Genomic DNA, 23898 nt, shown 5'->3' with positions numbered 1-23898 from the left:
CCATTTTCGCGCGCGCCCGCCCTTCACTCCCGGCCGCACCCGTGCGCCCCGCACCCCTGGGAGCGCCGCGGGGCCCGTCGGGGCGGGTGCACCCACGGACAACGGACAGGGATGCGAGGACACCGGGCGAGCCGACCCCGATCCACGACCGGGTGCGCCGAGCGCCGCAAGCGCGCATGCTGGCCCTACGGTCAGCAGACGCATTCGTCGGCTCGACAGTGGGCGATCTCGCGCGCCGGAGGCCTGCAACCGGCGACGGTCCCGCGCCGCACCGACCACCGCCGACCGACTCGACCGCACCTTCGCGCACGTGCCCGTGCGGGGAGTGGATGCAGCACGGGCAGCCCTCCCCCCTCGCGCTTGGGCAGGTCGACCGGCACGCCCGGCCCGGAGGAACGGGCCTCACGGGGCGCCGGACGAGGCGGTTCCACACTCGCTCACCGACATCCCTTTGCATGACCATGCGAGATGATGCATACTCTTCCTATGTCCAAGGTCCTCACCTCCCTGCCCGCCGGCGAGCGCGTCGGCATCGCCTTCTCCGGCGGCCTCGACACCTCCGTAGCGGTCGCATGGATGCGCGACAAGGGCGCCATCCCGTGCACCTACACCGCCGACATCGGCCAGTACGACGAGCCCGACATCGCCTCAGTGCCCGGCCGCGCCAAGACCTACGGTGCCGAGATCGCGCGCCTGGTCGACTGCCGCGCGGCGCTGGTCGAGGAGGGTCTTGCCGCACTCACCTGCGGGGCGTTCCACATCCGCTCCGGCGGCCGCGCCTACTTCAACACCACCCCGCTCGGCCGTGCCGTCACCGGCACCCTCCTCGTCCGGGCGATGCTCGAGGACAACGTCCAGATCTGGGGCGACGGCTCGACCTTCAAGGGCAACGACATCGAGCGGTTCTACCGCTACGGTCTCCTCGCCAACCCGCACCTGCGGATCTACAAGCCCTGGCTGGACGCGGACTTCGTGACGGAGCTCGGCGGCCGCAAGGAGATGTCGGAGTGGCTGGTCGCCCACGACCTGCCGTACCGCGACAGCACCGAGAAGGCGTACTCCACCGACGCCAACATCTGGGGTGCCACCCACGAGGCCAAGACGCTGGAGCACCTCGACACCGGCGTGGAGACCGTCGAGCCGATCATGGGCGTGCGGTTCTGGGACCCGTCGGTCGAGATCGAGACCGAGGACGTCACGATCGGCTTCTCGCAGGGCCGGCCCGTGTCCATCAACGGCAAGGAGTTCGCCTCCGCCGTCGACCTCGTCATGGAGGCCAACGCCATCGGCGGCCGCCACGGCATGGGCATGTCGGACCAGATCGAGAACCGGATCATCGAGGCCAAGAGCCGCGGCATCTACGAGGCGCCCGGCATGGCCCTGCTGCACGCCGCGTACGAGCGGCTGGTCAACGCGATCCACAACGAGGACACCCTCGCCCAGTACCACAACGAGGGACGGCGTCTCGGCCGACTGATGTACGAGGGCCGCTGGCTGGACCCGCAGGCACTGATGGTGCGGGAGTCGCTCCAGCGCTGGGTCGGCGCGGCCGTCACCGGCGAGGTGACGCTGCGGCTGCGGCGTGGCGAGGACTACTCGATCCTCGACACGACGGGCCCGGCGTTCAGCTACCACCCGGACAAGCTGTCCATGGAGCGCACCGAGGACTCGGCTTTCGGTCCGGTGGACCGGATCGGCCAGCTCACCATGCGCAACCTCGACATCGCCGACTCCCGCGCCAAGCTGGAGCAGTACGCCGGTCTCGGCCTGATCGGCACCGGCAGCCCCGCCATCGGTGCCGCCCAGGCGGCCGCGGCCGGACTGATCGGCACCCTGACCGAGCTGCCGGAGGGCGGCGCGGAGGCCATCGCCTCCCGCGGCGAGGCCGCCGAGGACGACGAGATGCTGGACCGCGCCGCGATGGAGTTCGGCACGGACTGACCCGCCACTGCCGAGCACGGCGCTCGACACCTCCTCCGAACGCCGTGCTCGGCACACCCCGTCGAGCGCCCTGTGCTCGCGACACCCCGTCGAGCGCACCGCTCGGCACCCTCCGTCGAGCGCCACGCTCGACGCCCCGGAAGGCCGGCCCGACGTCCCCCGCGTCGAGCCGGCCTTTCCGTCGTCCCGGGCCTCGCCTCGCCGAGGTCCGGCGGAGCGTCGCCCGGGAGCTCGTGCGGGGGCTGACTCCGTCGCCGGCGAACGGCCGGTTCTGTCACATCGCGGCGGGCCCTCACGTCAAGGCGGTGACGGACCCGACGAGGAGTGAGGCGCCATGTACGACGACACCTTCCTGACCGCCCTGACCGGGCGCTTCGACGTCCACGAGGAGCAGTTGCGGCATGTTGCGCTGCGGATGACGGGCTCGCCGGCCGAGGCCGAGGAGGCGCTCGCGGCGGCGCGGGCGGACCTGGGACGGGACGACGGGGCGTCGGTACGGGTCTGGCTGACCGCGCTGGTGGCGCAAGAGTGTGTGCGGGTGCTCCAGGAGCGGCAGGCGGGCGGCGGGCCCGGCCGTCGGCGCACGGCCGGAGAAGCGTCCGGGGCGGCGGCGGGGGCCGGGCTTGAGGCCGCATGGCTGGCGCTGTTCTTCGTACTGGAGTCCCTGGAGGTCGAGGAGCGGCTCGCCTACGTACTCCACGACGTGTTCGGGTTGCCGCCGTACGAGACGGCGCGGATCACCGGCGGTTCCCCCGAGGAGGTGGCACGGCTCGCCCGGCGGGCCCGGGAGCGGGTCCGGGGCCAGGGGGCCGCCCGTACCGAGGGGGGCGCGGGGCGGCAGCGGGCGGTGGTGGACCGGTTCCTGGCCGCCGCACGCGCGCGTGACGCCCGCGAGCTCGCGGCCGTCCTCGACCCGGACGTGATCGCCTATTCCGAGCGCGGCCCCGTCCACGGCGCCCCGGCCGTCGCCGAGGGGGCGGCCGCCTTCGCGCGGTTCGCGGACGTGGCCCGGCCCGCGCTGGTCGACGGGGCCGTCGGAGCCGTCGCCTTCGTCGGCGGACGGCCGGTCTCCGCCGTGGCGTTCACCCTCCGCCGGGACCGGATCGTCACCGTCTCCGTCACCACCGGGGAGGACCGGGTGCGTGCGCTGGACCTGACCTTTCCCGATGGGTGACGGGGGGCGGAGTGAGGACCCCGGGGCTCGGGACAGAATTCCGGTGCGCCCGAGGACCCTCCTCCGCTAGCCTCGACGGCATGTCTACGCCCCGAATCTCCTAGCTGAGGACCCACTCCCACGCCACCCGTGTGTCCTCAAGCTTTTTCGGAGCGTTACCCCATGATCACCGTTCGTGGTGCCGACGTGCGCGTCGGCGCCCGGCTCCTGCTGTCCGGCGTCTCCCTCCACATCGCCCCTGGCGACCGGATCGGTCTCGTCGGCCGCAACGGCGCCGGAAAGACCACCCTCCTCGACACCCTTGCCGGGCTGCGCGCACCCGCCGCCGGCACCGTCACCCGTACCGGCTCGATCGGGCATCTCGCCCAGGATTCGCGGGCCGCCGACCCCACCGTGACCGTCACCGACCGGATCCTCTCCGCACGCGGTCTCGACCGGGCGGTCAGGCGGCTCGCGGAGGCCGCCCACCGGCTCGGTGAGGCACCCGACGCGCGGGCGCTCGCCGCATACGACCGGGCCGAGTCCGCCTTCGAGGCGGGCGGCGGCTACGCGGCAGAGGCGGAGGCCGCACGGGTCGCCGCCGGTCTCGGCCTGCCCGCCGATGTCATGGACCGGCCCGTCGGCCGGCTGTCCGGCGGCCAGAAACGCCGGGTCGAGCTGGCCAGGATCCTCTTCGCAGGTCACGGCCGGGAGGACACCCTGCTCCTCGACGAGCCGACCAACCACCTGGACGCCGACTCGATCGGCTGGCTGCGTGGCCACCTCGCCGCCCACCGGGGCGGACTCGTGCTGATCAGCCATGACGTACGGCTCCTCGCCGACACCGTCAACCGGGTCTTCCACCTCGATCCGCAGCGTGCCGCGCTCGACGTCCACAACACCGGCTGGGAGGTCTACCTGACCCAGCGGGAGACCGACGAGCGACGCCGGGTGCGGGAGCGCGCCAACGCCGAGCGCAAGGCCGCGTCCCTGCACGCGCAGGCGGACCGGATGAAGTCCCGGGTGGCGACGGCGACCACGGCCCGCAGCATGGCGCGCCGGGCCGACCGGTTGCTGGCCGGGCTCGACGCGGCGCGGCAGGCCGAGCGGGTCGCCCGCATCCGGCTGCCCGAGCCCGCGCCCTGCGGGCGGATGCCGCTGGGGGCGGTCGCGCTGACCAAGGCGTACGAGGCGCGCCCGGTGCTCGACGGGGTGGACCTCGCCGTGGACCGGGGCAGCCGGCTCGTCGTCCTCGGTCTCAACGGGGCGGGAAAGACGACCCTGTTGCGGATCCTCGCCGGGCAGGAGACGCCCGACTCCGGGCGGGTGGTGCGCGGGCACGGGCTGCGGCTCGGCTACTTCGCCCAGGAGCACGACACGCTCGATCCGGGCCGCACGGTCCGGGAGAACCTCGCCGACGCGGCTCCGCACCTGACGGACGGCGAGGTACGGGCGGTCCTGGGCGCGTTCCTGTTCCGGGGCGACGACGCGGACAAGCCGGCCGGGGTGCTCTCCGGCGGCGAGAAGACCCGGCTCGCGCTGGCCGCGCTGGTCCACTCGGGCGCGAACGTCCTGCTCCTGGACGAGCCCACGAACAACCTGGATCCCTCCTCCCGAGACGAGGTCCTGGCGGCCGTGGGCACGTATCCGGGCGCGATCGTGATGGTCACGCACGACGAGGACGCACTCGACGCGCTGCGCCCCGAGCGGGTCCTGCTGCTGCCGGACGCGGACGAGGACCTGTGGAGCGAGGAGTACCGGGGGCTCGTGAGCCTGGCCTGAGGGTCGGCCGGACCGTAGACCCCGACCCGCGCGTCGGGGTCGAGCCCCTGGGAAGGCAGGGGTTCCCTGAGAGTCGGCGGAGGTGGCACGGCCCTGGGCCGGGTCCGGAAAGTCCCGCCCGGCCTGATCGACAGGACACCCCCTAGCCTGGAGACATGATCATCGATGCGCAGACCCATGTACGGATCGCCCGCCCGTCGCGGGACCTGGCCGCCGCCGAGCGGTTCTACGTCGACGGGCTCGGGCTCGACGTGCAGTGGCGGACCACCGAGCGGGTGTCGGGCAAGCACGATCTGCTCATGGTCGGCCCCAAGGGCGGCGGTTGGCACTTCGAGCTGACCCGTGATCCCGAGCATCCCGTGGAGCCGGACCCGACCGTCGAGGACCTGTTCGTGGTCTATCTCGGGGCGCCCGTCGAGGAGGAGCAGGTGGAGCGGCTGCTCGCGGCCGGTGGCACGCGGGTGGCGGCACACAACCCGTACTGGGACGAGTACGGCGTGACCGTCCAGGACCCCGACGGCTATCAGCTCGTCCTGTGCTCGCGCACCTGGGGAGGATGACGGCGGGGCGCGGCCGGAAAGGCCGCGCCCCGGTCCCGGGTCCTGTGGACCTAGGCCTTCCGCACCGCACGCAGGACGACGAACTTGGAGTCGCTCGCGACGAGTTCGCTGTTGCCGAAGATCCGGCGCAGGGTGACGTGGTAGCCGAGGTGGCGGTTGCCGATGACCCACAGTTCGCCGCCCGGCCGCAGCGCGCGCCGCGCGTCGCTGAACATGCGGCGGGCCGTGCGGTCGGTGGTGGCCTGGTGGGTGTGGAACGGCGGGTTGTTGAGGACGAGGTCCACCGAGCCGTCGGGCACGTCGGCGAGCCCGTCGCCGACGAGGAACTCGGCCTTGCGTCCTTCGCCCACGTGGGTACGGAAGTTCTCCTCGGCGGAGGCGACCGCCTGGTACGACTCGTCGGTGAAGATCAGTTCCGCGTCGGGTTCGTGCAGCGCGATGGCGAGGCCGACCACGCCGTTGCCGCAGCCGAGGTCGGCGACGCGGACCCGGCCGATGCCGCCGGGCAGGTTCGCGAGGAGGAAGCGGGTGCCGATGTCGAGGCGGTCGGCGCAGAAGACCCCGGCGTGGTTGGTGACGGTCAGACCGGGGAGACCGGGCGCGGGGGTGTCCGCTGGAAGGTCGTACCGGTGCGGCCAGGGGTTCGGACGCGGGGTGATGGCGGGGTCGGGCGTGGTGTGGATCAGCCGCGCCTTCTTCACCGCGAGCGAGGTCCGGGTGGGCCCCAGGATCCGCTCGAAGAGTCGCAGCGTGGAGGTGTGGATGTCCTTGACCATGCCGGTGCCGACGACCACGGTCCCCTCGTGCACGGCGGGTGCGAGCCGGTGCAGCTGGTCCTCCAGGAGCGCGAGGCTCTTGGGGACGCGGACGAGGAGGACGTCGATCCGCTCGGGCGGCGGGTCCTGGGTGGTGAGGAGCCGGACGGCGTCCGGGGCGGCGCCGGCGCGCGCGAGGTTGGCCCGCGTGGCCTGGCGGCCGAGGTACGAGTCGGAGATCTGGACGAGCTCCCCGGGCCCGGCGGCCTGGAGTGCGGTGACGAGGGCTCCCCAGCGGTCGCCGAGGACGGCGACGGTGCCGGACAGGTCGGTACCGCTCTCGGCCAGCTGGCCCAGGAGGTACTCGTCGGACGCGTCCCAGGCGCGCAGCTGATCGCGCGGGTCCTCGGGATGGCGGGTCAGCGTGAAGGCGCCCCATGACGTGGTCAAACGGTTCATCGTGCCCTCAGGCTAGCCGGTCCCGGCCGCTCTCTCCCCCCGCGACGTGCTCGTCGGCGGCCGCGGCGCCTCCCTCGCGGCGCGCGACGGAGGGGTTCCGGGCGTCGGGGCCGCGTCGGGGCCGCGGTGGCGGACGGTTCAGCGCAGGGCCGCGTCGAGCTGGAGGTGCCAGAGGCCGGGGCGGCCGGTGAGGGTGACGGTGGAGAGGGGGCGGACGTCGACGTTCCAGTACGTGGCGGGCGGCGCCTTCAGGGCGTACACGAGGGCGGCCCGTACGACGGAGGGTTCGGCGACGGCGACGATGGCGCCGTCGTCGGCGGGGCGGGTGTCGAGCCAGTTCCCTATCCGGGTGATGAAGGCGAGGAGCGGTTCGCCGCCGTGCGGGGCGGTGCGGGCGTCGGTGAGCCAGGCGTCGACGGCGGCCGGTTCGAGGGCGGCGACCTCGGCGAGGGTCAGGCCCCGCCAGCGGCCCATGTCGCAGTCGCGGAGGGCGGGCTGGGCGAGGGGCGCGTAGCCGAGGGCGGTGCCGGTGGCGCGGCTGCGCGGGGTCGGGGAGCAGTAGCGCAGTTCGGCGGCGCCGAGCGGGATGAGCGCGGGCGCGGCCTGCTGCACCTCGTACCAGCCGGCCTCGTCCAGTGGCCGGTCGTCGTCGAAGCGTTCGGCGAGCAGGGAGGAGCTGCGTGCCGCCGTGACGAGCGTCACCCGAAGACTCATGGGCGCGATCGTGAGGCCGAAGGCTCCGCAGGTCAAGGGGTCATTCCCCGGGGCGGGAGGGGCTCCGCTTCACTGCTGCCCGAGAGCCATCCACTTGTCCGGATTCTGAAGTGGCGTGAAACCGACCTTCTCGTACACACCGTGCGCGTCGGCGGTCGCGAGCATGATGCGGCGCAGTCCGTACGGCGAGAGGTGGTCGCGGACGGCGGTGACGAGCGCGGTCCCGAGGCCGGTGCCACGGGCCGGGCGGTCGACGTAGACGTCGCAGAGCCAGGCGAAGGTGGCGTAGTCGGTGACGACGCGCGCGTAGGCGGCCATCTCGCCGCTCTCGCGGTCGTAGGCACCGAGGTTGAGCGACCCGGCGATGGCCAGGTCCTGCTTCTCCCGAGGTCGGCCGTGGGCCCAGTAGGAGTCCGTGGACAGCCAGTGGTGCACGCGGGCGGCGTCGATCCGCGCAGGGTCGGCTGAGATCTCGTACGTCCCGTGCATGACGGGGTTGTCCGCGGGCGCGCTGTCGCTCATGACCGAAGCGTTCCAGTGACTCCGGGGCTTGTCAGGTGAATTTGCCGGGGGCCGGGGGGCGGGCAAGGCCGCCGGGGACGGGCGAAGTCCCCCGCGCGGCCCGCCCCCGCCGCTCAGGCGGTGAGCTCGTCGACCGCCGCCCGCAGGCGGCGCACGCCCTCGGCGATCTCGGTGGGGCCCGCGACACCCGCGAAACTCAGCCGGATGTGACCGGCAGGCGGTTCCGCGCAGAAGTACGGGCGGCCGGGAGCCGCGGCCACGCCGGTCCGCAGGGCGGTGGCGAGGAGGGCCGCCTCGGGGACGTCGTCGGGGAGGCGCGGCCAGAGGTGGTAGCCGCCGTAGGGAATGTGCGGCAGGGCGAACGTGGGGAGCTGGTGGGCGACGGCGCCGGCCAGCACGTCGCGGCGGCTCTTGAGCTCCTGGGCGACGGCCCGCAGATGGCGGTGCCAGGCGGGCGAGCCGACGAGTTCGAGCGCGGCCTCCTGGAGCGGCCGCGGGACGAAGAAGCTGTCGACGACCTGGATGGCGCGGAGTCGCGCCAGGACGGGGCCGCGGGCGGCGAGGGCGCCGACCCGCAGGTTGGGCGAGGTGGCCTTGGTGAGCGAGCAGACGTGGACGACGACGCCGTCGGGGTCCTCGGCGGCGAGCGGTGCGGGCAGCGGCGGCGCGTCCTCGTGGACGAGACGGCGGGCGAAGTCGTCCTCGACGACGAAGGCTCCGGCGGCCCGGGCGATCCGGACGACCTCAAGGCGCCGCTCGGGGGCGAGCACCGCGCCCGTCGGGTTCTGGAAGAGCGGCTGGCAGACGAAGACCCGGGCCCCGGTGGCTCGGAACGCGGCCTCCAGGAGCTCGGGGCGGACTCCGTCGGCGTCGACGGGTACGGGGACGGGGCGCAGTCCGGCGGCGCGGGCGACGGCGAGCATGCCCGGGTAGGTGGGCGACTCGACGAGGACCGGGGTGCCGGGCGGGGCGAGGGCGCGCAGGGCGGTGGTGATGGCGGACTGGCCACCGGCGGTGATGAGGAGGTCGGCGGCCGTGACGCTGCCGCCGATCTCGCGGGCGAACCACTCGCGCAGCTCGGGCAGGCCGTCGGTGGGCGGCCTGCCCCAGGCTCCGGGGCGGCGTCCCGCTCGGGCGAGGGCGTCGGCGAGGGCCCGCTCGGGCTGGAGGGAAGGGTGGAGGTAGCCGCCGTTGAACTCGATCACGCCGGGCGGCGGCGTGGCCAGGGTGACGAGGACGCCGGAGGCGTCGACGGCCCGGGGAACGAGTTCGGTGGCCGTGTCGGCGCTGAGGGCGACCTCCTGCCAGGAGGTGTCGCCGACGACGGGGGTGGCGGCGCGGGGCTCGGCGCGGAAGGCGCCGGCGCCGGGGCGGGTGACGACGAGCCCCTCGGCGGCGAGCTGCGCGAGGGCCCGGGTGACGGTCACCGGGGAGACCCGATAGCGCTCGACGAGTGCGCGACTCGACGGCAGCTTTCCACCGGGTGAGTAGCGGTTGAGCTCCGCTCTCAATGAATGCGCCAGTTCCGCGACACTGCTACGCTCGATCATGAGAGCACAGGATAGCGCTACTGCCGCCACGACGATAGCGGTCACCACGACGGACGGAAGCACCGCCGATCACGGCGCAGGCGCCCGCACGGCAGGCACCGGCGGCTCCACGGTGAGCACCCCCGCCGGGACCGCCCCGACCGCCCCCACCGGCAGCCGTACCGACCCGCTCCCCCGTGGCACCCTGCTCGCCGTCCTCGGCGTGGTCTCCTTCTCGCTCACGTTCCCGTCGACCGTCTGGGGCCTGGAGAGTTTCGGACCCTGGAGCCTCGTGGCCGTGCGTTCCACGCTCGCCGCCCTCATCGCGGGCGCGTTCCTCCTCGTCGGCCGGGTGCCGCTGCCGGAGCGGCGCCACTGGGCGGGCCTGGCCGTGGTCGCGGGCGGAGTCGTCATCGGCTTCCCGCTCCTGACGACCCTGGCACTGCAGACCTCCACCACCTCGCACGCCGCCGTCGTCGTCGGTCTGCTGCCGCTCACCACGGCGACCTTCGCCGCCCTGCGGACCAAGCGCCGGCCGTCCCGCACCTTCTGGTTCGCGGCCGTGTCGGGCGCCGTCGTCGTGCTCGCCTTCACCGTCCAGCAGAGCGGCGGGGCCGTGTCGCAGGGCGATGTGTACCTCTTCGGCGCACTCCTCGTGTGCGCGGCCGGATACACCGAGGGCGGCCGCCTCGCCCGGCTCATGCCGGGCTGGCACGTCATCGGCTGGGCCCTGATCCTCTGCCTGCCGCTGATGGTGGTCGGCTCGGCCGTGGCGCTGTCCGTGGAGCCGGTCAGCCTGAACGCCCACGGCGTGATCGGCCTGGTCTGGGTCGCGGCCGGCTCCACCTTCTTCGGCCTGTACGTCTGGTACCGGGGCATGGCCTCGATCGGCATCCCCAAGGCGAGCCAGCTCCAGCTCGCGCAGCCGCTCCTCACCCTGTTCTGGTCGGTGGTCCTGCTCGGCGAGACCCTGCCGCTGGCGGCCCCGGTCGCGGCGGTGGCGGTACTCGTCTGCATCGCGGTGACCCAGCGGGCGAAGAGCTGACCCGGCCGGCGAAGAGCCGACCCGGGGAGCCGAAGAGGCGACCCGGGAAGACGGGGGCCGGCGCGACGGATCGGGGTGACTCACGTCACAATGGCAGACATAGACCCCGAACAGCACACGCCGGGTCGCGAGGAGGACACCCCGATGCAGGCGAACGTGGGCGACAAACTGCTGGTGCACGGCCGGACCGTCGGTCACCACGACCGTACGGCCCAGGTCCTTCAGGTACTGGGGGAGAACGGCACGCCCCCGTACCGCGTGAAGTTCGACGACGACGGTCACGAGGCCCTGATGTCACCGGGCCCCGACACCGTCGTACGCCATCACCCCGAGGCAGGCGCGAGCTGAGCCCCTCCCCAGGTCAGCCCTGCCTCGGCGGCCGGACCCTGGTCGGGTAGTGATCGGCCACCACGGTGGTCATCGCCCCGATCGGGTCCGCTGCGACCTCCTTCGCGGAGAAGTAGCAGTGACCGCCGACCGCCCGGTAGCCGGCGGCCAGCTCCAGGTGCCGTGACAGCTCCTTCGGGTCCTGCCAGGCCGCGGGGTGGGCGGGATCACCCGCCTTGTAGAGGGCCTCGCCGATGTAGAGGCCGACGCCGGTTCCCCGTACCACCGCGTCCCACCAGGGCAGCAGCTTGGCGTAGTCGGCGGCGGGCAGGCCGATGTTCCAGTACAGCTGAGGTACGACGTAGTCGATCCAGCCCTCCCGGATCCATTTCCGGGTGTCGGCGTACAGGTCGTCGTAGGTCTGGACACCCGCGCGGGTGTCCGAGCCCTCCGGGTCGGTGGCGATGTTCCGCCAGACCCCGAAGGGGCTCACTCCGAAGGCCACCTGTGGCTTGAGCGCCTTGATCCGGGCCGCGGTCTCGGAGACCAGCAGATCGGTGTTGTTCCGCCGCCAGGACGCCTTGTCGGGGAAGTCCCCGCCGTACCGCGCGTACGCCTCGTCGTCGGCGAAGACCTGCCCGGCCACCGGGTACGGGTAGAAGTAGTCGTCCCAGTGCACGGCGTCGATGTCGTAGCGCCGCAGCGCGTCGAGCATCGCGTCCTGGACGAACGCCCGGACTTCCGGCAGCCCGGGGTTGTAGTAGAGCTTCCCGCCGTAGGGCAGCACCCACTCGGGGTGGAGCCGGGCCGGATGGCCGGCGACGAGCCGGGTCGGGTCCGTGTGATTCGCCACTCGGTACGGGTTGAACCAGGCGTGCAGTTCGAGGCCCCGCGCATGGGCCTCCTCGACGGCCGTGCCCAGCGGGTCCCAGCCGGGATCGCGGCCCTGCGTCCCCGTCAGGTACTGCGCCCAGGGCTCGTACGGCGAGGGCCAGAGCGCGTCGGCGGTCGGCCGGACCTGGAGGACCACGGCGTTGAGCCGGCGCTCGACGGCGGTGTCGAGATGGGCGACGAGCTCGGCGCGCTGCTCCTCGGCGGTCAGGCCGGCACGGGAGGGCCAGTCGCGGTTGGCGACCGTGGCGATCCACATCCCCCGGAACGCGCACCGGGGATGCGGTCGCCTCGGCGCCCGGGCGTCCCGCGCCTCCGGTACGGCGGCGGCGGCCGTACCGCCGCCCGTCAGCGCTCCCGCACCCGTCACCGCTCCCCCGCCCGTCACCGCGAGCGCCGCTCCGGCCGCCCCCGTCACGAAACCTCTTCTGCCGATAGGCCGCACTTGTACCCCTCCCGTGTCGGATACGTCACACGCACCCGGACAGCATGCCCGCCCCGGACGATCGATCATCGGTTAATGAGCGGTAACGTCGTGGGGTCGAGGCGGACGCACCGGAATCACACGGGGGCCCCGCCGCCAGAGAAGAGCGAAAGGCACGAGGTGACGGACTCCATGGCCGACATTGAGCGCGTCGGAGTGGTGGGCTGCGGCCAGATGGGCGCGGGCATCGCAGAGGTGTGTGCCCGGAGCGGCCTTGAGGTGAAGGTCGCCGAGACCACCGGCGAGGCGCTGGAGATCGGCCGCACACGGCTCTACAACTCGCTGGCGAAGGCCGCCGAACGCGGCAAGATCAGCGAGGAGGAGCGGGACGCGACGCTCGCCCGCCTCAGCTTCACCACCGACCTGGGCGAGTTCGCCGACCGCGACCTCGTCATCGAGGCGGTCGTGGAGAACGAGCAGGTCAAGACCGAGATCTTCCAGGTCCTCGACCAGGTGATGACCCGGCCGGACGCCATCCTGGCCTCGAACACCTCCTCCATCCCGCTGGTGAAGCTGGCCGTGGCGACCTCCCGCCCCGACCAGGTCATCGGCATCCACTTCTTCAACCCGGCCCCGGTGCAGAAGCTCGTCGAGCTGATCCCGGCCCTCACCACCTCCGAGGGCACGATCAGCCGCGCCCAGGCCTTCGCCGAGAAGGCCCTCGGCAAGCACGCGATCCGCGCGCAGGACCGCTCCGGCTTCGTGGTCAACGCCCTGCTCGTGCCGTATCTGCTCTCCGCGATCCGGATGTTCGAGTCGGGCATCGCGAGCCGCGACGACATCGACAACGGCATGGAGTTCGGCTGCGCCCACCCGATGGGCCCGCTGAAGCTCTCGGACCTGATCGGTCTGGACACGATCGCCTCGATCGCGGACTCGATGTACGCCGAGTTCAAGGAGCCGCTGTACGCCGCTCCCCCGCTGCTCCAGCGCATGGTGGACGCGGGCCGGCTCGGCCGGAAGACGGGCTCGGGCTTCTACCCGTACGCCTGATCTCCCAGGACCCCGGACGGCCCGTACACACGCACAGGTACGGGCCGTCCGGCATGTCCGCGGCCAGGAGGTCAGCCCAGCCGCAGATGGTGGAGCATCAGCAGCCCGGCGGCCATGTTGGCGGCCGGGATCTCGCCCCGGGCGATCATGTCGGGGACCTGTTTCAGCGGCACCCAGGCCCGCCGTGAGGACTCGAAGGCGTCCTCGGGCGGTCCGGTGTACGTGGCCTGCTCGGCCCAGTAGAGGTGGTGGCGGGCGTCGGTGAGGCCGTTGGACGGCTCGACGGTGAGGAGATGGCGCAGCGGCCCCGGCCGCCAGCCGGTCTCCTCCTCCATCTCACGGGCGGCGGCGGCCTCGATGTCCTCGCCGTCCTCGACGACACCGGCGGCCAGTTCCCAGCCCCAGCTGTCGGTGATGAAGCGATGGCGCCAGAGCATCAGGACTTCGTCGGCCTCGTTGAGGGCGGTCGCGACGGCGACCGGACGGAGCCGGATCAGATAGTGGTCGAGGTGGCGGCCGTCCGGGAGTTCGACGTCCGCGAGGTTCACCCGGAACCAGCGATTCTCATAGACAGAGCGTTCGCTCAGTTTCGTCCACTGCACGTTCTTGCCACCTTCCGACTGGTCGGTGCTTGTTTGGTGGCAATATCGCAGCAGTTCGATGCTCACAGGGGAACGCGTAGCGCCCCGTCAATAAGCGCCGCCGCCTCCCGGGCATCGCCTCCGCCACTCGCGAGGAGGTGCTCCCGCACCTGCCGCAGCCGGTCCCGCAGCCGCCGCGACTCCATCCCCCGCGCCCGCTCGGTCATCTCGACGGCCGTACGCGCCGCCCCGTCCACCTCCCCCCGCCGTAGCTCGATCTGACACAGCATGGCGAGCCGGTGCACCCGGCCCCGGTCGTGCGAGGGCGTCCCGACCGCCATCGACGCGTGCTCGTGGGCGGCGGCGAGATCACCCAGACTGAGCAAGGCCTCGGCGACCTGGACGTTGACGAGCCCCGGCTGGACGTAGCCCGTCTCCGCCGGTTCGTCCCCCGGGCTGATCCGCTCCGCCGCGATCTCGGCCCGCCGGATACAGGCCAACGCGGCCGCCCCGTCGCCCAGATGCGCGTACGCCTTCGCCTGCATCGCCGTCAGATCGGCGGCAAGCGCCGGAGTGATCTGCCGTCCGGCCGCCCGCAGCGCCGCCTCCGCGAACGCCACCGCCTGCCGGTACTCCCCCATGAACAGCGACTGGTTGACGAGGAGCGCGATCACATAGGCGCCGAGCCCCCGGTCCCCGCTCGCCTTCGCGAGCCGCAGCGCCTGGTGGAAGTAGCGCTGGGCGAGACCGTGCGCGTCGGCGTCGTACGCGCAGATGCCGGCCACCGCCACCAGTCCGCCGGTGGCCCGGTGCAGCCGCCGGCCGAGCGCGTCGCTGTACGAACCCCGCAGCAGCGGCGCGGTCTCGGTGGTGAGGAAGCCGACGATCCGGGCGCGGGTCGCGATGCCCCCGGCCTTGCGGTACATCTGCTCGTAGTGCGAACGAGCGGCGCTCAGCACGCTGATGTCGGCGGCGGAGACCGTCGTCCGGCCCGCGCGGGAGACGTCCACGTCCTCCGGCGGGTTCTCCCACTCCCACACGGGCATCACCGCCGGGGTCCCGGTCACGGCGGGAGCGGTCACTATGTGCGGCCGCTGCTGCTCGTCGGAGCGCCACAGGGCGGCCGCCCGCTCCACGAACCCGCACAGCGGCGAACCGACCGCGAGGACGGGCCCGTCCGGCATCCCGAAGCCGATGTCGTCCAGGGTCACCTGCCGGTGCAGCCGTGCGGCGAGCACCTCGCAGATCAGGTCGGGCACCTGGCCGCGCGGCCGCTGGCCCTTCAACCAGCGGGCCACGGCGGTGTGTTCGTAGCGCAGGGTGAGACCCCTGGTCCGGCCTGCCCGGTTCACATGGGCGGCAAGGCCGGCGTTCGAGACGCCCGCTTCGTCGAGCAGGGCGTCGAGCAAGGTGTTGGGCTGCATGACCGCTCCGGTCGCTCGGCTCGAGCTCGGTGAACTCAGCGTAGCGGTGGCCGATTTCGTACGGGCCGAACCACTGCGGAGAACCCCCTTCGGGTCAACCCCCGCACGACGGCATCGGCCTGGAACGGGACGATTTCGCACGGGGTGTGAATGAAGTACTCGTTCTCCCGGTCCGCGTACTCTGCCGTGCTCGTCCCCGTACCGCTTGACTGTGCTTCTCGCCGCAAGGCGACGACCGGGCCGCCGGCTCCCCCCTCAAACAGTGCGGCCGCCCGGTCAGCGTCGCCCGCCCCGCTGATCTGCCCGACACTCCGTGGCGGGGCGGGCGACGCCGGCCCCGACCTCCTCCGCTCAGCAGTGGGAGGAGGGGGCGGGCCGGGGGCGGCGCAGCCCGGGTTCGGCGGGCTGCGCCGGCACCCGGACGCGGTCGTTGCGTACGACGAGCAGCGCGACGTCGTCGTCGAGCCGGCCGCCCGTGTGGCGCAGCAGAGCGGTGTGGACCCGGCGGACCATGGCGGCGGGCGCCTCTCCGGACATCCCGGCCAGGGCGGTGTCGAGCGCGAAGAACCGGCCACGGTGGTCGCGGGCCTCCTCCGCGCCGTCGGTGTGCAGGACGAGGGTCTCGCCGGGCATCAGCCGGGCCGCGGTGTACGGCGCGAGGGCGCCGGGCAGCGGCAGGACGCCGAGCGGGGGCAGCGGATCGCCCACCGGGAGCCGCTCCACCGTCCGCCCGAGCCGGTACGGGCCGGGGTGGCCGCAGTTGAGCACGGAGAGCCGCCCGTCCGACCGGACCTCCAGAAGCAGCAGGGTCACGAACTCCTCCGCCGCGGGGTGCGCGGGTTCCACGCCCGACCTCGCCGGGTGCTCGTCCCGCGCCCGCTCCCGCAGATGCCGCTCCAGGGCCCGCTCGAGACGCCGCAGCACCCCACCGAGTTCGGCCTCGTCGTGGGCGGCCTCGCGAAAGCTCCCCAGCACGGCGACCACCGCACCGAGGGCGGCGAGGCCGTGCCCCCGGACGTCCCCGATGACGATCCGCACCCCGTAGGGGGTGGCCACCGCCTCGTACAGATCCCCGCCGACGGAAGCGCCCCGGGAGGCGGACAACTGCCCGGCGGCCAGCGCGAGTCCGTCGAGGCGGGCGGGCGGCGGGCGCAGCAGCACCTGCTGGGTGGCGTCCGCGACGGCCCGCACGGCCGCCAGCTCCCGCGCGAACCCGCGCCGCAGACCGAGCACGAGGCCGGTCCCGACGGTGAGGAAGACGACACTCGTGGCGATCCTCATCGGCAGCCCCGGCTGCCGGGCCAGCGGACAGCCGAACTTCCACGCCACGGCCACCGCACCCCACACGGTGGGGAGAGCCAGCGGGCCCAGCCGGCGGAGCCGGGAGCCATCGGAGACGAACGACCTCGTACGGATCATGCACGGCCCTTCCCGAGCCCCGACAGCGCCCGAAGGCCCTGGGGCACACAGGTCCGCCCCTGCGGCCGCGTCGATTCTGTCGACCGCACACCCCACCGGGGAACACCCCGGGACGATCTCACCCGAAGGAGTGAGCACCCCTCACGCGCCGCCCTCCGCCAGGGCTCCGCCACGCGTACGCGTGGTCGGACCCCGGCCACATGTACGCCCTTGTGGGGTGCGGAAACGGCGGAGGGCCGCCCCGGGGAATCCCCGGGGCGGCCCTCCTGGTGCTGCTGCGCTACGGCGCTCAGGCGCCGCGCAGGACGGCGCCCGTGCGCTCGGACGCCAGGGCCACCGCCGCGTCGCGGGCCGCGGTGGCCTCGTCGACGGTGAGCGTGCGGTCCTCGGCGCGGAACTTCAGCGCGTACGCCAGGGACTTGGTGCCCTCGTCGAGCTGGTCACCCGTGTAGACGTCGAACAGCCGGATGGACTCCAGGAGTTCACCCGCGCCCTCGGCGAGGGCGGCCTCGACGTCGGCGGCCGGGACGTCGCCCGCGACGACCAGGGCGACGTCCTGGGTGGCGACCGGGAAGGAGGAGATACGGGGGGCCTTGAGCGGGCCCTCGTTCGCCTTCTCCAGGAGGTCCAGGTCGATCTCCATCGCGCAGGCGCGGGCCGGCAGGCCGAACGCCTTCACCACGCGCGGGTGGAGCTCGCCGGCGTGGCCGACGAGGACCTTCTCGCCGTCCACCTCGACGTGGAACGCGGCGCAGCGGCCCGGGTGCCACGGGGCGTGCTGGTCGGCGCTGATGATCAGCTCGACCCCGGCCTCGGCGGCCACGGTCCGACCTGCCTCGACCGCGTCCGCCCAGTCGGACGGACGGCCCTTGCCCCACCAGCCGGCCTGCTCGCGCGCACCGGCGAGGACGACGGCGGCGCGGCGCGGCTGCGCGGGCAGCACGGCGTTGACCGCGGCGATCTCCTCGTCGCTGGGGCGACGGTCGACGGGCAGCCGGACGGCGACGCCGGGCTGTCCCTCCGGCCGGAAGACCAGACCGGTCTCGAAGAGCGCCAGGTCGTGGCTGCCACGGCTGTCGTTCCGGCGGAGCGCACCGAGCAGGCCCGGGAGCAGCGTCGTGCGGAGCGCGGGCTCCTCGTCCGAGAGCGGGTTGACCAGCTTCACGAGCCGACGACGGGCGTCGTCCGCGTCGAGACCGAGGTTGTCGAGGGCCTGCTCGCCGATGAACGGGTAGTTCAGCGCCTCGACGTAGCCGGCGCCGGCCAGCGCGCGGCCCACCCGGCGGTGGACGCGCTGGCGCTCGGTGAGCCCGCGGCCGGCCGGGGGCTTCGGCAGCGTGGAGGGCAGGTTCTCGTAGCCCTCCAGCCGGATGACCTCTTCGGCGAGGTCGTTCGGCTCGTTGAGGTCGGGGCGCCACGAGGGCACGGTGACGACGAGCTCGTCCTGGCCGTAGACGTCGCAGCCGACCTCCTGGAGGCGGCGGACGACGGTCTCGCGGCCGTAGTCGACGCCCGCGACCTTGTCCGGGTGGTTCGCCGGCATGGTGATCGTGCGCGGCGCGGACGGGGCGCTGATCTCGGTGACACCGGCCTCTGCCGTGCCGCCCGCGAGCAGCACGAGCAGGTCGACGCAGCGCTGCGCGGCGGCCGCGGCGGCCTGCGGGTCGACGCCGCGCTCGAAGCGCTTGGACGCCTCGGAGGACAGCTTGTGGCGGCGCGCGGTGCGGGCGATCGAGATCGCGTCGAAGTGCGCGGCCTCGATGACGACCTCGGAGCTGCCGGTGACGATCCCGGTCTCCGGGTCGGTCTCCGGGTCGGCGATCTCCGTGTTGGCACCGCCCATGACGCCCGCGATGCCGATCGGACCGCGGTTGTCGGTGATGACGAGGTCCGCGGCGTCCAGGACGCGCACGGTGCCGTCGAGGGTGGTGATCTTCTCGCCGGCCTCGGCACGGCGGACGCCGATCGGGCCGTCGAGAAGGCTGCGGTCGTAGGCGTGGATCGGCTGACCGAGCTCCAGCATCACGTAGTTGGTGACGTCGACGGCCAGCGAGATCGGACGCATGCCGGCCTTCTGGAGGCGGCGGCGCAGCCAGATCGGGGACCGGGCCTCGGGCTGCAGACCGACGACCGTACGCGCGGTGAAGCGGTCGCAGCCGATCGGGTCGGTGACCCGGACCGGGTAGCCGTACGAGTTCGGCGCGGGCACGTCGAGGAGCGCCGGGTCGCGCAGCGGCAGGCCGTACGCGGTGGCGGTCTCGCGGGCGACGCCGCGCATCGAGAGGCAGTAGCCGCGGTCCGGGGTGACGGCGATGTCGAGGACCTCGTCGTACAGCTCCAGGAGCTTCGTGGCGTCGATGCCGATCTCGAGCTCGGGCGGCAGCACGATGATGCCGTGCGTGCCGTCGTCGCCCATGCCGAGCTCGTCGCCGGAGCAGATCATGCCCCGGGAGACCCGGCCGTAGGTCTTGCGCTCGGCGATCCGGAAGTCACCGGGGAGGACGGCGCCGGGCAGGGCCACGACGACCTTGTCGCCGACGGCGAAGTTCCGGGCGCCGCAGATGATCTCCTGGGGCTCGCCGGTGCCGTTGGCCTGGCCGACGTCGACGGTGCAGAAGCGGATGGGCTTCTTGAACTCCGTCAGCTCCTCGATGGTGAGGACCTTGCCGACCACCAGCGGGCCGGTCAGGCCGGCGCCGAGCTGCTCGACGGTCTCGACCTCGAGGCCTGCCGAAATGAGCTTGGCCTGGACGTCGCGGCCGGTCTCCGTCGCCGGCAGGTCGACGTACTCCCGCAGCCAAGAAAGCGGGACCCGCATCAGATCTCCATCCCGAACGGCCGGGTGAACCGGACGTCACCCTCGACCATGTTTCGCATGTCGTCGACGTTGTGGCGGAACATCAGCATCCGCTCGATGCCGAACCCGAAGGCGAATCCGCTGTACTTCTCGGGGTCCACACCGCAGGCGACGAGCACCTTCGGGTTGACCATGCCGCAGCCGCCCAGCTCGATCCAGCCCTCGCTGCCGCAGGTGCGGCAGGGGCGGTCCGGGTTGCCGACGGACTCGCCGCGACAGACGTAGCAGAGCATGTCCATCTCGGCGGACGGCTCGGTGAACGGGAAGAAGTTCGGGCGCAGCCGGGTCTTCATGTCCGGGCCGAAGAGCGCCTGGACCATGTGGTCCAGGGTGCCCTTGAGGTCGGCCATGGTCAGGCCCTCGTCGACGGCGAGCAGCTCGATCTGGTGGAAGACCGGGGTGTGCGTGGCGTCGAGCTCGTCGGTGCGGTAGACGCGGCCGGGGCACACGACGTAGACCGGGGGCTCCCGGTCGATGAGCGTGCGGGCCTGGACCGGCGAGGTGTGCGTACGCAGCACGACACCGGACTCGTCGCCCGTGGTGGCCTTGCCGTCGGGGGAGGTTCCCTCGACGAAGAAGGTGTCCTGCATCTGGCGCGCCGGGTGGTCCGGGACGAAGTTGAGGGCGTCGAAGTTGAACCACTCGGCCTCGACCTCGGGACCTTCGGCGACCTCGTACCCCATGGAGACGAAGACGTCGGAGACGCGCTCCATGAGCGTGGTCAGCGGGTGCCGGGCGCCGGCCGGGACGCGGTCGTACGGCAGGGTGACGTCGACGGCCTCCTCGACGAGGACGCGCGCGTCACGCTCGGCCTCCAGCTCCGTCTGGCGGGCGGCGAGCGCCTTGGAGACGATGCCGCGGGCCTGGCCCACGACCTTTCCGGCGGCGGCCTTGGCCTGCGGGGGCAGGGCACCGATCTCCCGGTTGGCGAGCGCCAGCGGCGAGGTGCCACCGGTGTGCGCGGTCTTCGCGTGTGCGAGCGCGTCGAGGTCGCCCGCGGCGGCGAAGGCGGCGAGCGCCTCGTCCCGCATGCGCTCGATCTCTTCCGGTTTCAGTGCCTCGACCTCAACCGGGTCGTACGACTTATTGGGTGCGGACATCTCTTCCCGTGCTTCCGTTGGCTTGGCTGGGCGGCCCCGCTCGACGTCAAGGGCGCAAACGTGCCAAAGGACGAGTCTAACGGGGTGAGGGGACGCGAATGAGCCCGTGGGCAGGCCGGGCGGCTCTGTATCTCGCCTGATCCTGTCGGATTCCTCTCGGATTCCTGCTGGATCTCGTCAGATGAGATGGGCCGGGGTGCCGACGGGCAGGATAAATCGGAACTCGGCCCCGCCTCGGGGGCCCCTTCCGACGGTGATCGTTCCGCCGTGGGCCTCGACGACGCCCTTGACGATGTAGAGGCCGAGTCCGGTGCCGCCGCGCTTGCTGCCCCGCCAGAAGCGGGTGAAGACGCGGCTCATCGACTCCTCGGGGATGCCGGGGCCCTCGTCGCTCACGGTGACCTCCGTCCCCTCTTCGCCGTCGTCGCCCGTCCGGGCGGGTGCCACCTCGATGGTGACGGTTCCGTCCCCGTGGCGCACCGCATTTTCGAGGAGGTTCCCGAGGATCTGGTCGATCTTGTCGGGGTCGGCCCAGAGCGCGGGCAGCTGGGGCCTGATCCGTACGAAGAAGCGGTCCGGGGACTGGCCGCCGGTGGTGTGCACCTGGACGTGCCGGCCGATGGCGGCGGCGATGTCGACGGGCTGGCGGCGCACTTCGAGCCGGCCGGAGTCGATCCGGGAGATGTCGAGGAGTTCGGCGATGAGCCGCTTGATGCGGCCCGCGTCGGCGTCGACGGTCTCCAGCATCAGCCGCTTCTGCTCGTCGTTGAACCGCTCCCACTTTCCGAGGAGGGTGGCGGTGAAGCCCTTGACGGAGGTGAGCGGGGAGCGCAGTTCATGGGCGACGGTGGCGATGAGTTCGGCGTGGCTGCGCTCGGTGCGGCGGCGGGCCTCGGTGCCGCGCAGGCTGACCACGACCCGGCGGACCGGCCCGGTGGGGCGCTCGCGGACGTACCGGGCGGAGACGAGGACCTCACGGCCGCCGGGCAGCAGCAGATTGCGCTCGGGCTGGCCGCGGCGGGTGGCGAGTCCGCCGTACGGGTCGGTCAGGGCCCACCAGCGGCTTCCCTTGAGGTCTTCCAGGGGGAGTGCCTCGTCGAGGGGGAGGCCGAGGGCCCGGTCGCCGGGGACGGCGGTGATACGGCTGGCGGCGGCGTTGAAGCAGACGACCCGGCCGGTCTCGTCGGCGACGACGAGACCGTCGGGGAGGTCGTCGGGATTGACCCCGGCGAAGGCTTCGAACGCGGCGGACGCGGAGGACGCGGGGGAATCGCCGGCCCCGGCGGAGGCGGTGGTCCCGTCCGCGCCCGGTGATTCCTGTGCGCCCGGGTCCGGCGGCGGTTCCGGGGCGTGCGGCGCGGCGCTCCGTGCCTGTGCGGGACTGTCCGTGCCGACCGTCATCCCCGTACCCCACCCCTCCGTGTAGCGCAGTGGGCCCCCGAGTGCGTCACTCTACTGGGCGGGGAGGGCGGAATGGACCCCTCAGGCGGAGGTTCGGGGCCGCTGGGCGCGGGCGGAGGCGTACAGGCAGACCGCGGCGGCCGTCGCGAGGTTGAGGCTCTCGGCCTTGCCGTGGATCGGGACGCGGACGACGGCGTCGGCGAGGGCCCGGGTCTCCTCGGGCAGTCCCCAGGCCTCGTTGCCGAAGATCCAGGCGGTGGGACCGCCCATGGTGCCGGCGTCCAGCTCCGCGTCGAGGTCGTCCTGGCCCGCCCCGTCGGCGGCGAGGATCCGTACGCCCGCGCTCTTCAGTCCCGCGACGGCCTGCTCGACGGGGACGCCGACGGCGACCGGCAGGTGGAAGAGGGAGCCGACGGAGGCGCGGACGGACTTGGGGTTGTACAGGTCGACGGAGGCGTCGGTGAGGACGACGGCGTCGGCGCCGGCCGCGTCGGCGCAGCGCAGCACCGTGCCTGCGTTCCCGGGGTCGCGTACGTGAGCGAGGACGGCGACCAGCTTGGGGCGGGCCGCGACGATCTCCTCGAACGGCGAGTCGAGGAACCGGCAGACGCCGACGAGCCCCTGCGGGGTGACGGTCTGGGAGACCTCGGCGAGGACGGCGTCGGAGGCGTGGTGGACGCGGGCGCCGGCGGCGAGGGCGGCTTCGATGATGGCGCTGTAGCGCTCGGCGGCCTCGACGGTGGTGAAGAGCTCGACGAGCGTGGGCTCTCCGGTGGAGCCGCGGTGCTCGACGGCCTCACGGACGGCCTGCGGGCCCTCGGCGATGAAGAGGCGGTCCTTGCCCCGGAAGTTGCGCTTGGCGAGCCGCCGGGCGGCGACGACGCGCGGGGAACGCGGGGAGATCAGCTCGGGGGTGACCATGAGGTGCGGCGGTTCTCTCTTCGGTGCCGGGGGCTTCGGGATCCGGGGCTTCGGTGACCGGTTTCAGCGTCGGGCTTCGGTGACCGGCCTCAGCGGCCGGCTTCGCGATGACCGGTGTCGGTGACCCGTGTCGGTGGCCGGTCTTCGTGACGGGGCTTGGTGACCGGCGCGGATTCGGTGACGCGGATTCGGTGACCGGGGACGGCGGCTTCGGGCCTGTGCGGCCCACCTCCACCGAACACCCTCCAGGGGGCAGACGCACCCGGACCCGCCGACGCGTGCGCGCCTGCGGGTCCGGGCAGAAGTACTGCGGCCTGGAAGATCAGGCGGCGGCCTTCGGGGCGTTGACGTCGGCCGGCAGAGCCTTCTGCGCGGCCTCGACCAGCGCGGCGAACGCGTTGGAGTCGTTGACGGCCAGCTCGGCGAGGATCTTGCGGTCCACCTCGATGTTGGCGGCGTTCAGACCCTGGATGAGGCGGTTGTACGTCATGCCGTTCTGGCGGGCAGCGGCGTTGATGCGCTGGATCCACAGCCGACGGAAGTCGCCCTTGCGCTTCTTGCGGTCGTTGTAGTTGTAGACCAGGGAGTGGGTGACCTGCTCCTTGGCCTTGCGGTACAGGCGCGAGCGCTGACCGCGGTAGCCGGAGGCCGCCTCGAGGATCGCCCGGCGCTTCTTGTGGGCGTTGACTGCCCGCTTGACGCGTGCCACTTGTTAACTCCTTGTAGCGGGGTCGTGGTGGTCCTCACACGACCCGAAAAACGGATGGTTCCCGGTCTTGGCCGGAAGCTCTCGTCGCCGAGAGCGGGAGATCAAACTCAGATGCCCAGCATCTTCTTGATCTTGGCGGCGTCACCCGGGGCCATCTCGGCGTTGCCGGTGAGGCGACGCGTCAGCTTGGACGACTTGTGCTCGAGCAGGTGGCGCTTGCCGGCGCGCTCGCGCATGATCTTGCCGGTGCCGGTGACCTTGAAGCGCTTCTTGGCACCGGAGTGCGTCTTGTTCTTCGGCATCGCGCCGTATCTCCTCGTCAGTGGCGCTC

21 protein-coding genes are annotated in these 23898 nt (G+C 72.7%); 7 read left to right on the top strand and 14 right to left on the bottom strand.

From position 1 onward, the window contains the following. The first annotated feature begins 486 nt into the window (after window positions 1-486). The 4 genes from argG to OG259_RS33075 all read left to right on the top strand — a co-directional run bounded on the left by argG (window position 487) and on the right by OG259_RS33075 (window position 5436). Window positions 487-1941: an argininosuccinate synthase gene (argG, locus tag OG259_RS33090; protein WP_328945580.1), complete on the top strand. Its 1455-nt coding sequence runs from the start codon at window positions 487-489 to the stop codon at window positions 1939-1941. 334 nt (window positions 1942-2275) lie between these two features. Further along, complete coding sequence (locus OG259_RS33085; protein ID WP_328945579.1) at window positions 2276-3115, top strand: sigma factor-like helix-turn-helix DNA-binding protein; 840 nt, start codon at window positions 2276-2278, stop codon at window positions 3113-3115. Window positions 3116-3277: 162 nt separating this feature from the next. Continuing rightward, complete coding sequence (locus OG259_RS33080) at window positions 3278-4876, top strand: ABC-F family ATP-binding cassette domain-containing protein (protein WP_328945578.1); 1599 nt, start codon at window positions 3278-3280, stop codon at window positions 4874-4876. 155 nt (window positions 4877-5031) lie between these two features. Then, window positions 5032-5436: a VOC family protein gene (locus tag OG259_RS33075; RefSeq protein WP_328945577.1), complete on the top strand. Its 405-nt coding sequence runs from the start codon at window positions 5032-5034 to the stop codon at window positions 5434-5436. Window positions 5437-5486: 50 nt separating this feature from the next. On the opposite strand, the gene OG259_RS33070 is transcribed toward OG259_RS33075, so the two are convergent. The 4 genes from OG259_RS33070 to OG259_RS33055 form a co-directional block, all read right to left on the bottom strand. Further along, window positions 5487-6650 (bottom strand): methyltransferase, encoded by a 1164-nt coding sequence (locus OG259_RS33070; RefSeq protein WP_328945576.1) that lies wholly within the window; start codon window positions 6648-6650, stop codon window positions 5487-5489. A gap of 138 nt (window positions 6651-6788) precedes the next feature. After that, window positions 6789-7364 carry a histidine phosphatase family protein gene (locus OG259_RS33065; RefSeq protein ID WP_266889847.1) on the bottom strand — a complete coding sequence of 192 codons (576 nt, stop codon included), beginning with the start codon at window positions 7362-7364 and terminating at the stop codon, window positions 6789-6791. A 69-nt stretch (window positions 7365-7433) separates the two neighbouring features. Then, window positions 7434-7886, bottom strand: coding sequence for a GNAT family N-acetyltransferase (locus OG259_RS33060; RefSeq protein WP_328945575.1), 453 nt, complete (start codon window positions 7884-7886; stop codon window positions 7434-7436). 113 nt (window positions 7887-7999) lie between these two features. Next, on the bottom strand, window positions 8000-9436 hold the full coding sequence (locus tag OG259_RS33055; protein ID WP_328945574.1) for an aminotransferase-like domain-containing protein: 1437 nt from the start codon (window positions 9434-9436) through the stop codon (window positions 8000-8002). Here OG259_RS33055 and OG259_RS33050 point away from each other — a divergent pair. After that, window positions 9435-10460, top strand: a complete 1026-nt coding sequence (locus OG259_RS33050) for a DMT family transporter (RefSeq protein WP_328945573.1) — start codon at window positions 9435-9437, stop codon at window positions 10458-10460. The two genes, OG259_RS33055 and OG259_RS33050, sit on opposite strands and share 2 nt — an antisense overlap. A 144-nt stretch (window positions 10461-10604) precedes the next feature. After that, on the top strand, window positions 10605-10808 hold the full coding sequence (locus tag OG259_RS33045) for a DUF1918 domain-containing protein (RefSeq protein WP_328947253.1): 204 nt from the start codon (window positions 10605-10607) through the stop codon (window positions 10806-10808). A gap of 13 nt (window positions 10809-10821) precedes the next feature. Here the strand turns inward: OG259_RS33045 and OG259_RS33040 are convergent, their stop codons facing one another. After that, window positions 10822-12123: a glycoside hydrolase family 10 protein gene (locus OG259_RS33040; RefSeq protein WP_443052060.1), complete on the bottom strand. Its 1302-nt coding sequence runs from the start codon at window positions 12121-12123 to the stop codon at window positions 10822-10824. A 171-nt stretch (window positions 12124-12294) separates the two neighbouring features. Here OG259_RS33040 and OG259_RS33035 point away from each other — a divergent pair, with 171 nt between their 5' ends. After that, entirely contained in the window at window positions 12295-13155 is an 861-nt protein-coding gene (locus OG259_RS33035; RefSeq protein ID WP_328945571.1) for a 3-hydroxybutyryl-CoA dehydrogenase, read from the top strand. 71 nt (window positions 13156-13226) lie between these two features. Here the strand turns inward: OG259_RS33035 and OG259_RS33030 are convergent, their stop codons facing one another. From OG259_RS33030 to rpmI, 9 genes are all read right to left on the bottom strand, one after another. Continuing rightward, on the bottom strand, window positions 13227-13757 hold the full coding sequence (locus OG259_RS33030) for an NUDIX domain-containing protein (RefSeq protein ID WP_266900708.1): 531 nt from the start codon (window positions 13755-13757) through the stop codon (window positions 13227-13229). A gap of 62 nt (window positions 13758-13819) precedes the next feature. After that, on the bottom strand, window positions 13820-15160 hold the full coding sequence (locus tag OG259_RS33025) for a transcriptional regulator (RefSeq protein WP_328945570.1): 1341 nt from the start codon (window positions 15158-15160) through the stop codon (window positions 13820-13822). A 351-nt stretch (window positions 15161-15511) separates the two neighbouring features. Further along, window positions 15512-16579, bottom strand: a complete 1068-nt coding sequence (locus OG259_RS33020) for a PP2C family protein-serine/threonine phosphatase (RefSeq protein WP_328945569.1) — start codon at window positions 16577-16579, stop codon at window positions 15512-15514. Window positions 16580-16868: 289 nt separating this feature from the next. Further along, window positions 16869-19397 (bottom strand): phenylalanine--tRNA ligase subunit beta, encoded by a 2529-nt coding sequence (gene pheT / locus OG259_RS33015; protein ID WP_328945568.1) that lies wholly within the window; start codon window positions 19395-19397, stop codon window positions 16869-16871. After that, window positions 19397-20536, bottom strand: coding sequence for a phenylalanine--tRNA ligase subunit alpha (pheS, locus tag OG259_RS33010; protein WP_328945567.1), 1140 nt, complete (start codon window positions 20534-20536; stop codon window positions 19397-19399). The genes pheT and pheS overlap by 1 nt, the downstream gene beginning before the upstream one ends. A gap of 177 nt (window positions 20537-20713) precedes the next feature. Next, a complete protein-coding gene (locus OG259_RS33005) occupies window positions 20714-21937 on the bottom strand; it encodes a sensor histidine kinase (protein ID WP_328945566.1) in 1224 nt (407 codons plus the stop codon). An 81-nt stretch (window positions 21938-22018) separates the two neighbouring features. Beyond that, window positions 22019-22858, bottom strand: coding sequence for a TrmH family RNA methyltransferase (locus tag OG259_RS33000; protein ID WP_030316091.1), 840 nt, complete (start codon window positions 22856-22858; stop codon window positions 22019-22021). Between the two features lie 322 nt (window positions 22859-23180). Further along, window positions 23181-23567 (bottom strand): 50S ribosomal protein L20, encoded by a 387-nt coding sequence (gene rplT, locus OG259_RS32995; RefSeq protein ID WP_328945565.1) that lies wholly within the window; start codon window positions 23565-23567, stop codon window positions 23181-23183. Window positions 23568-23674: 107 nt separating this feature from the next. Further along, entirely contained in the window at window positions 23675-23869 is a 195-nt protein-coding gene (gene rpmI, locus OG259_RS32990; RefSeq protein ID WP_024760685.1) for a 50S ribosomal protein L35, read from the bottom strand. Between the last annotated feature and the right edge of the window lie 29 nt (window positions 23870-23898).

Origin of the sequence: Streptomyces sp. NBC_00250, from assembly GCF_036192275.1 — a bacterium.
Lineage (GTDB): Bacteria > Actinomycetota > Actinomycetes > Streptomycetales > Streptomycetaceae > Streptomyces.
Note: the sequence above shows the minus strand (reverse complement) of the source record. Positions and strands in the feature narration are given on the sequence as shown.

Bases quoted from the DNA above. Each gene is read 5' to 3' on its own strand.
- argG (WP_328945580.1), top strand. From the start codon at position 487: ATGTCCAAGGTCCTCACCTCCCTGCCCGCCGGCGAGCGCGTCGGCATC.
- OG259_RS33085 (WP_328945579.1), top strand. From the start codon at position 2,276: ATGTACGACGACACCTTCCTGACCGCCCTGACCGGGCGCTTCGACGTC.
- OG259_RS33080 (WP_328945578.1), top strand. From the start codon at position 3,278: ATGATCACCGTTCGTGGTGCCGACGTGCGCGTCGGCGCCCGGCTCCTG.
- OG259_RS33075 (WP_328945577.1), top strand. From the start codon at position 5,032: ATGATCATCGATGCGCAGACCCATGTACGGATCGCCCGCCCGTCGCGG.
- OG259_RS33070 (WP_328945576.1), bottom strand. From the start codon at position 6,650: ATGAACCGTTTGACCACGTCATGGGGCGCCTTCACGCTGACCCGCCAT.
- OG259_RS33065 (WP_266889847.1), bottom strand. From the start codon at position 7,364: ATGAGTCTTCGGGTGACGCTCGTCACGGCGGCACGCAGCTCCTCCCTG.
- OG259_RS33060 (WP_328945575.1), bottom strand. From the start codon at position 7,886: ATGAGCGACAGCGCGCCCGCGGACAACCCCGTCATGCACGGGACGTAC.
- OG259_RS33050 (WP_328945573.1), top strand. From the start codon at position 9,435: ATGAGAGCACAGGATAGCGCTACTGCCGCCACGACGATAGCGGTCACC.
- OG259_RS33055 (WP_328945574.1), bottom strand. From the start codon at position 9,436: ATGATCGAGCGTAGCAGTGTCGCGGAACTGGCGCATTCATTGAGAGCG.
- OG259_RS33045 (WP_328947253.1), top strand. From the start codon at position 10,605: ATGCAGGCGAACGTGGGCGACAAACTGCTGGTGCACGGCCGGACCGTC.
- OG259_RS33035 (WP_328945571.1), top strand. From the start codon at position 12,295: ATGGCCGACATTGAGCGCGTCGGAGTGGTGGGCTGCGGCCAGATGGGC.
- OG259_RS33025 (WP_328945570.1), bottom strand. From the start codon at position 15,160: ATGCAGCCCAACACCTTGCTCGACGCCCTGCTCGACGAAGCGGGCGTC.
- OG259_RS33020 (WP_328945569.1), bottom strand. From the start codon at position 16,579: ATGATCCGTACGAGGTCGTTCGTCTCCGATGGCTCCCGGCTCCGCCGG.
- pheT (WP_328945568.1), bottom strand. From the start codon at position 19,397: ATGCGGGTCCCGCTTTCTTGGCTGCGGGAGTACGTCGACCTGCCGGCG.
- pheS (WP_328945567.1), bottom strand. From the start codon at position 20,536: ATGTCCGCACCCAATAAGTCGTACGACCCGGTTGAGGTCGAGGCACTG.
- OG259_RS33005 (WP_328945566.1), bottom strand. From the start codon at position 21,937: ATGACGGTCGGCACGGACAGTCCCGCACAGGCACGGAGCGCCGCGCCG.
- OG259_RS33000 (WP_030316091.1), bottom strand. From the start codon at position 22,858: ATGGTCACCCCCGAGCTGATCTCCCCGCGTTCCCCGCGCGTCGTCGCC.
- rpmI (WP_024760685.1), bottom strand. From the start codon at position 23,869: ATGCCGAAGAACAAGACGCACTCCGGTGCCAAGAAGCGCTTCAAGGTC.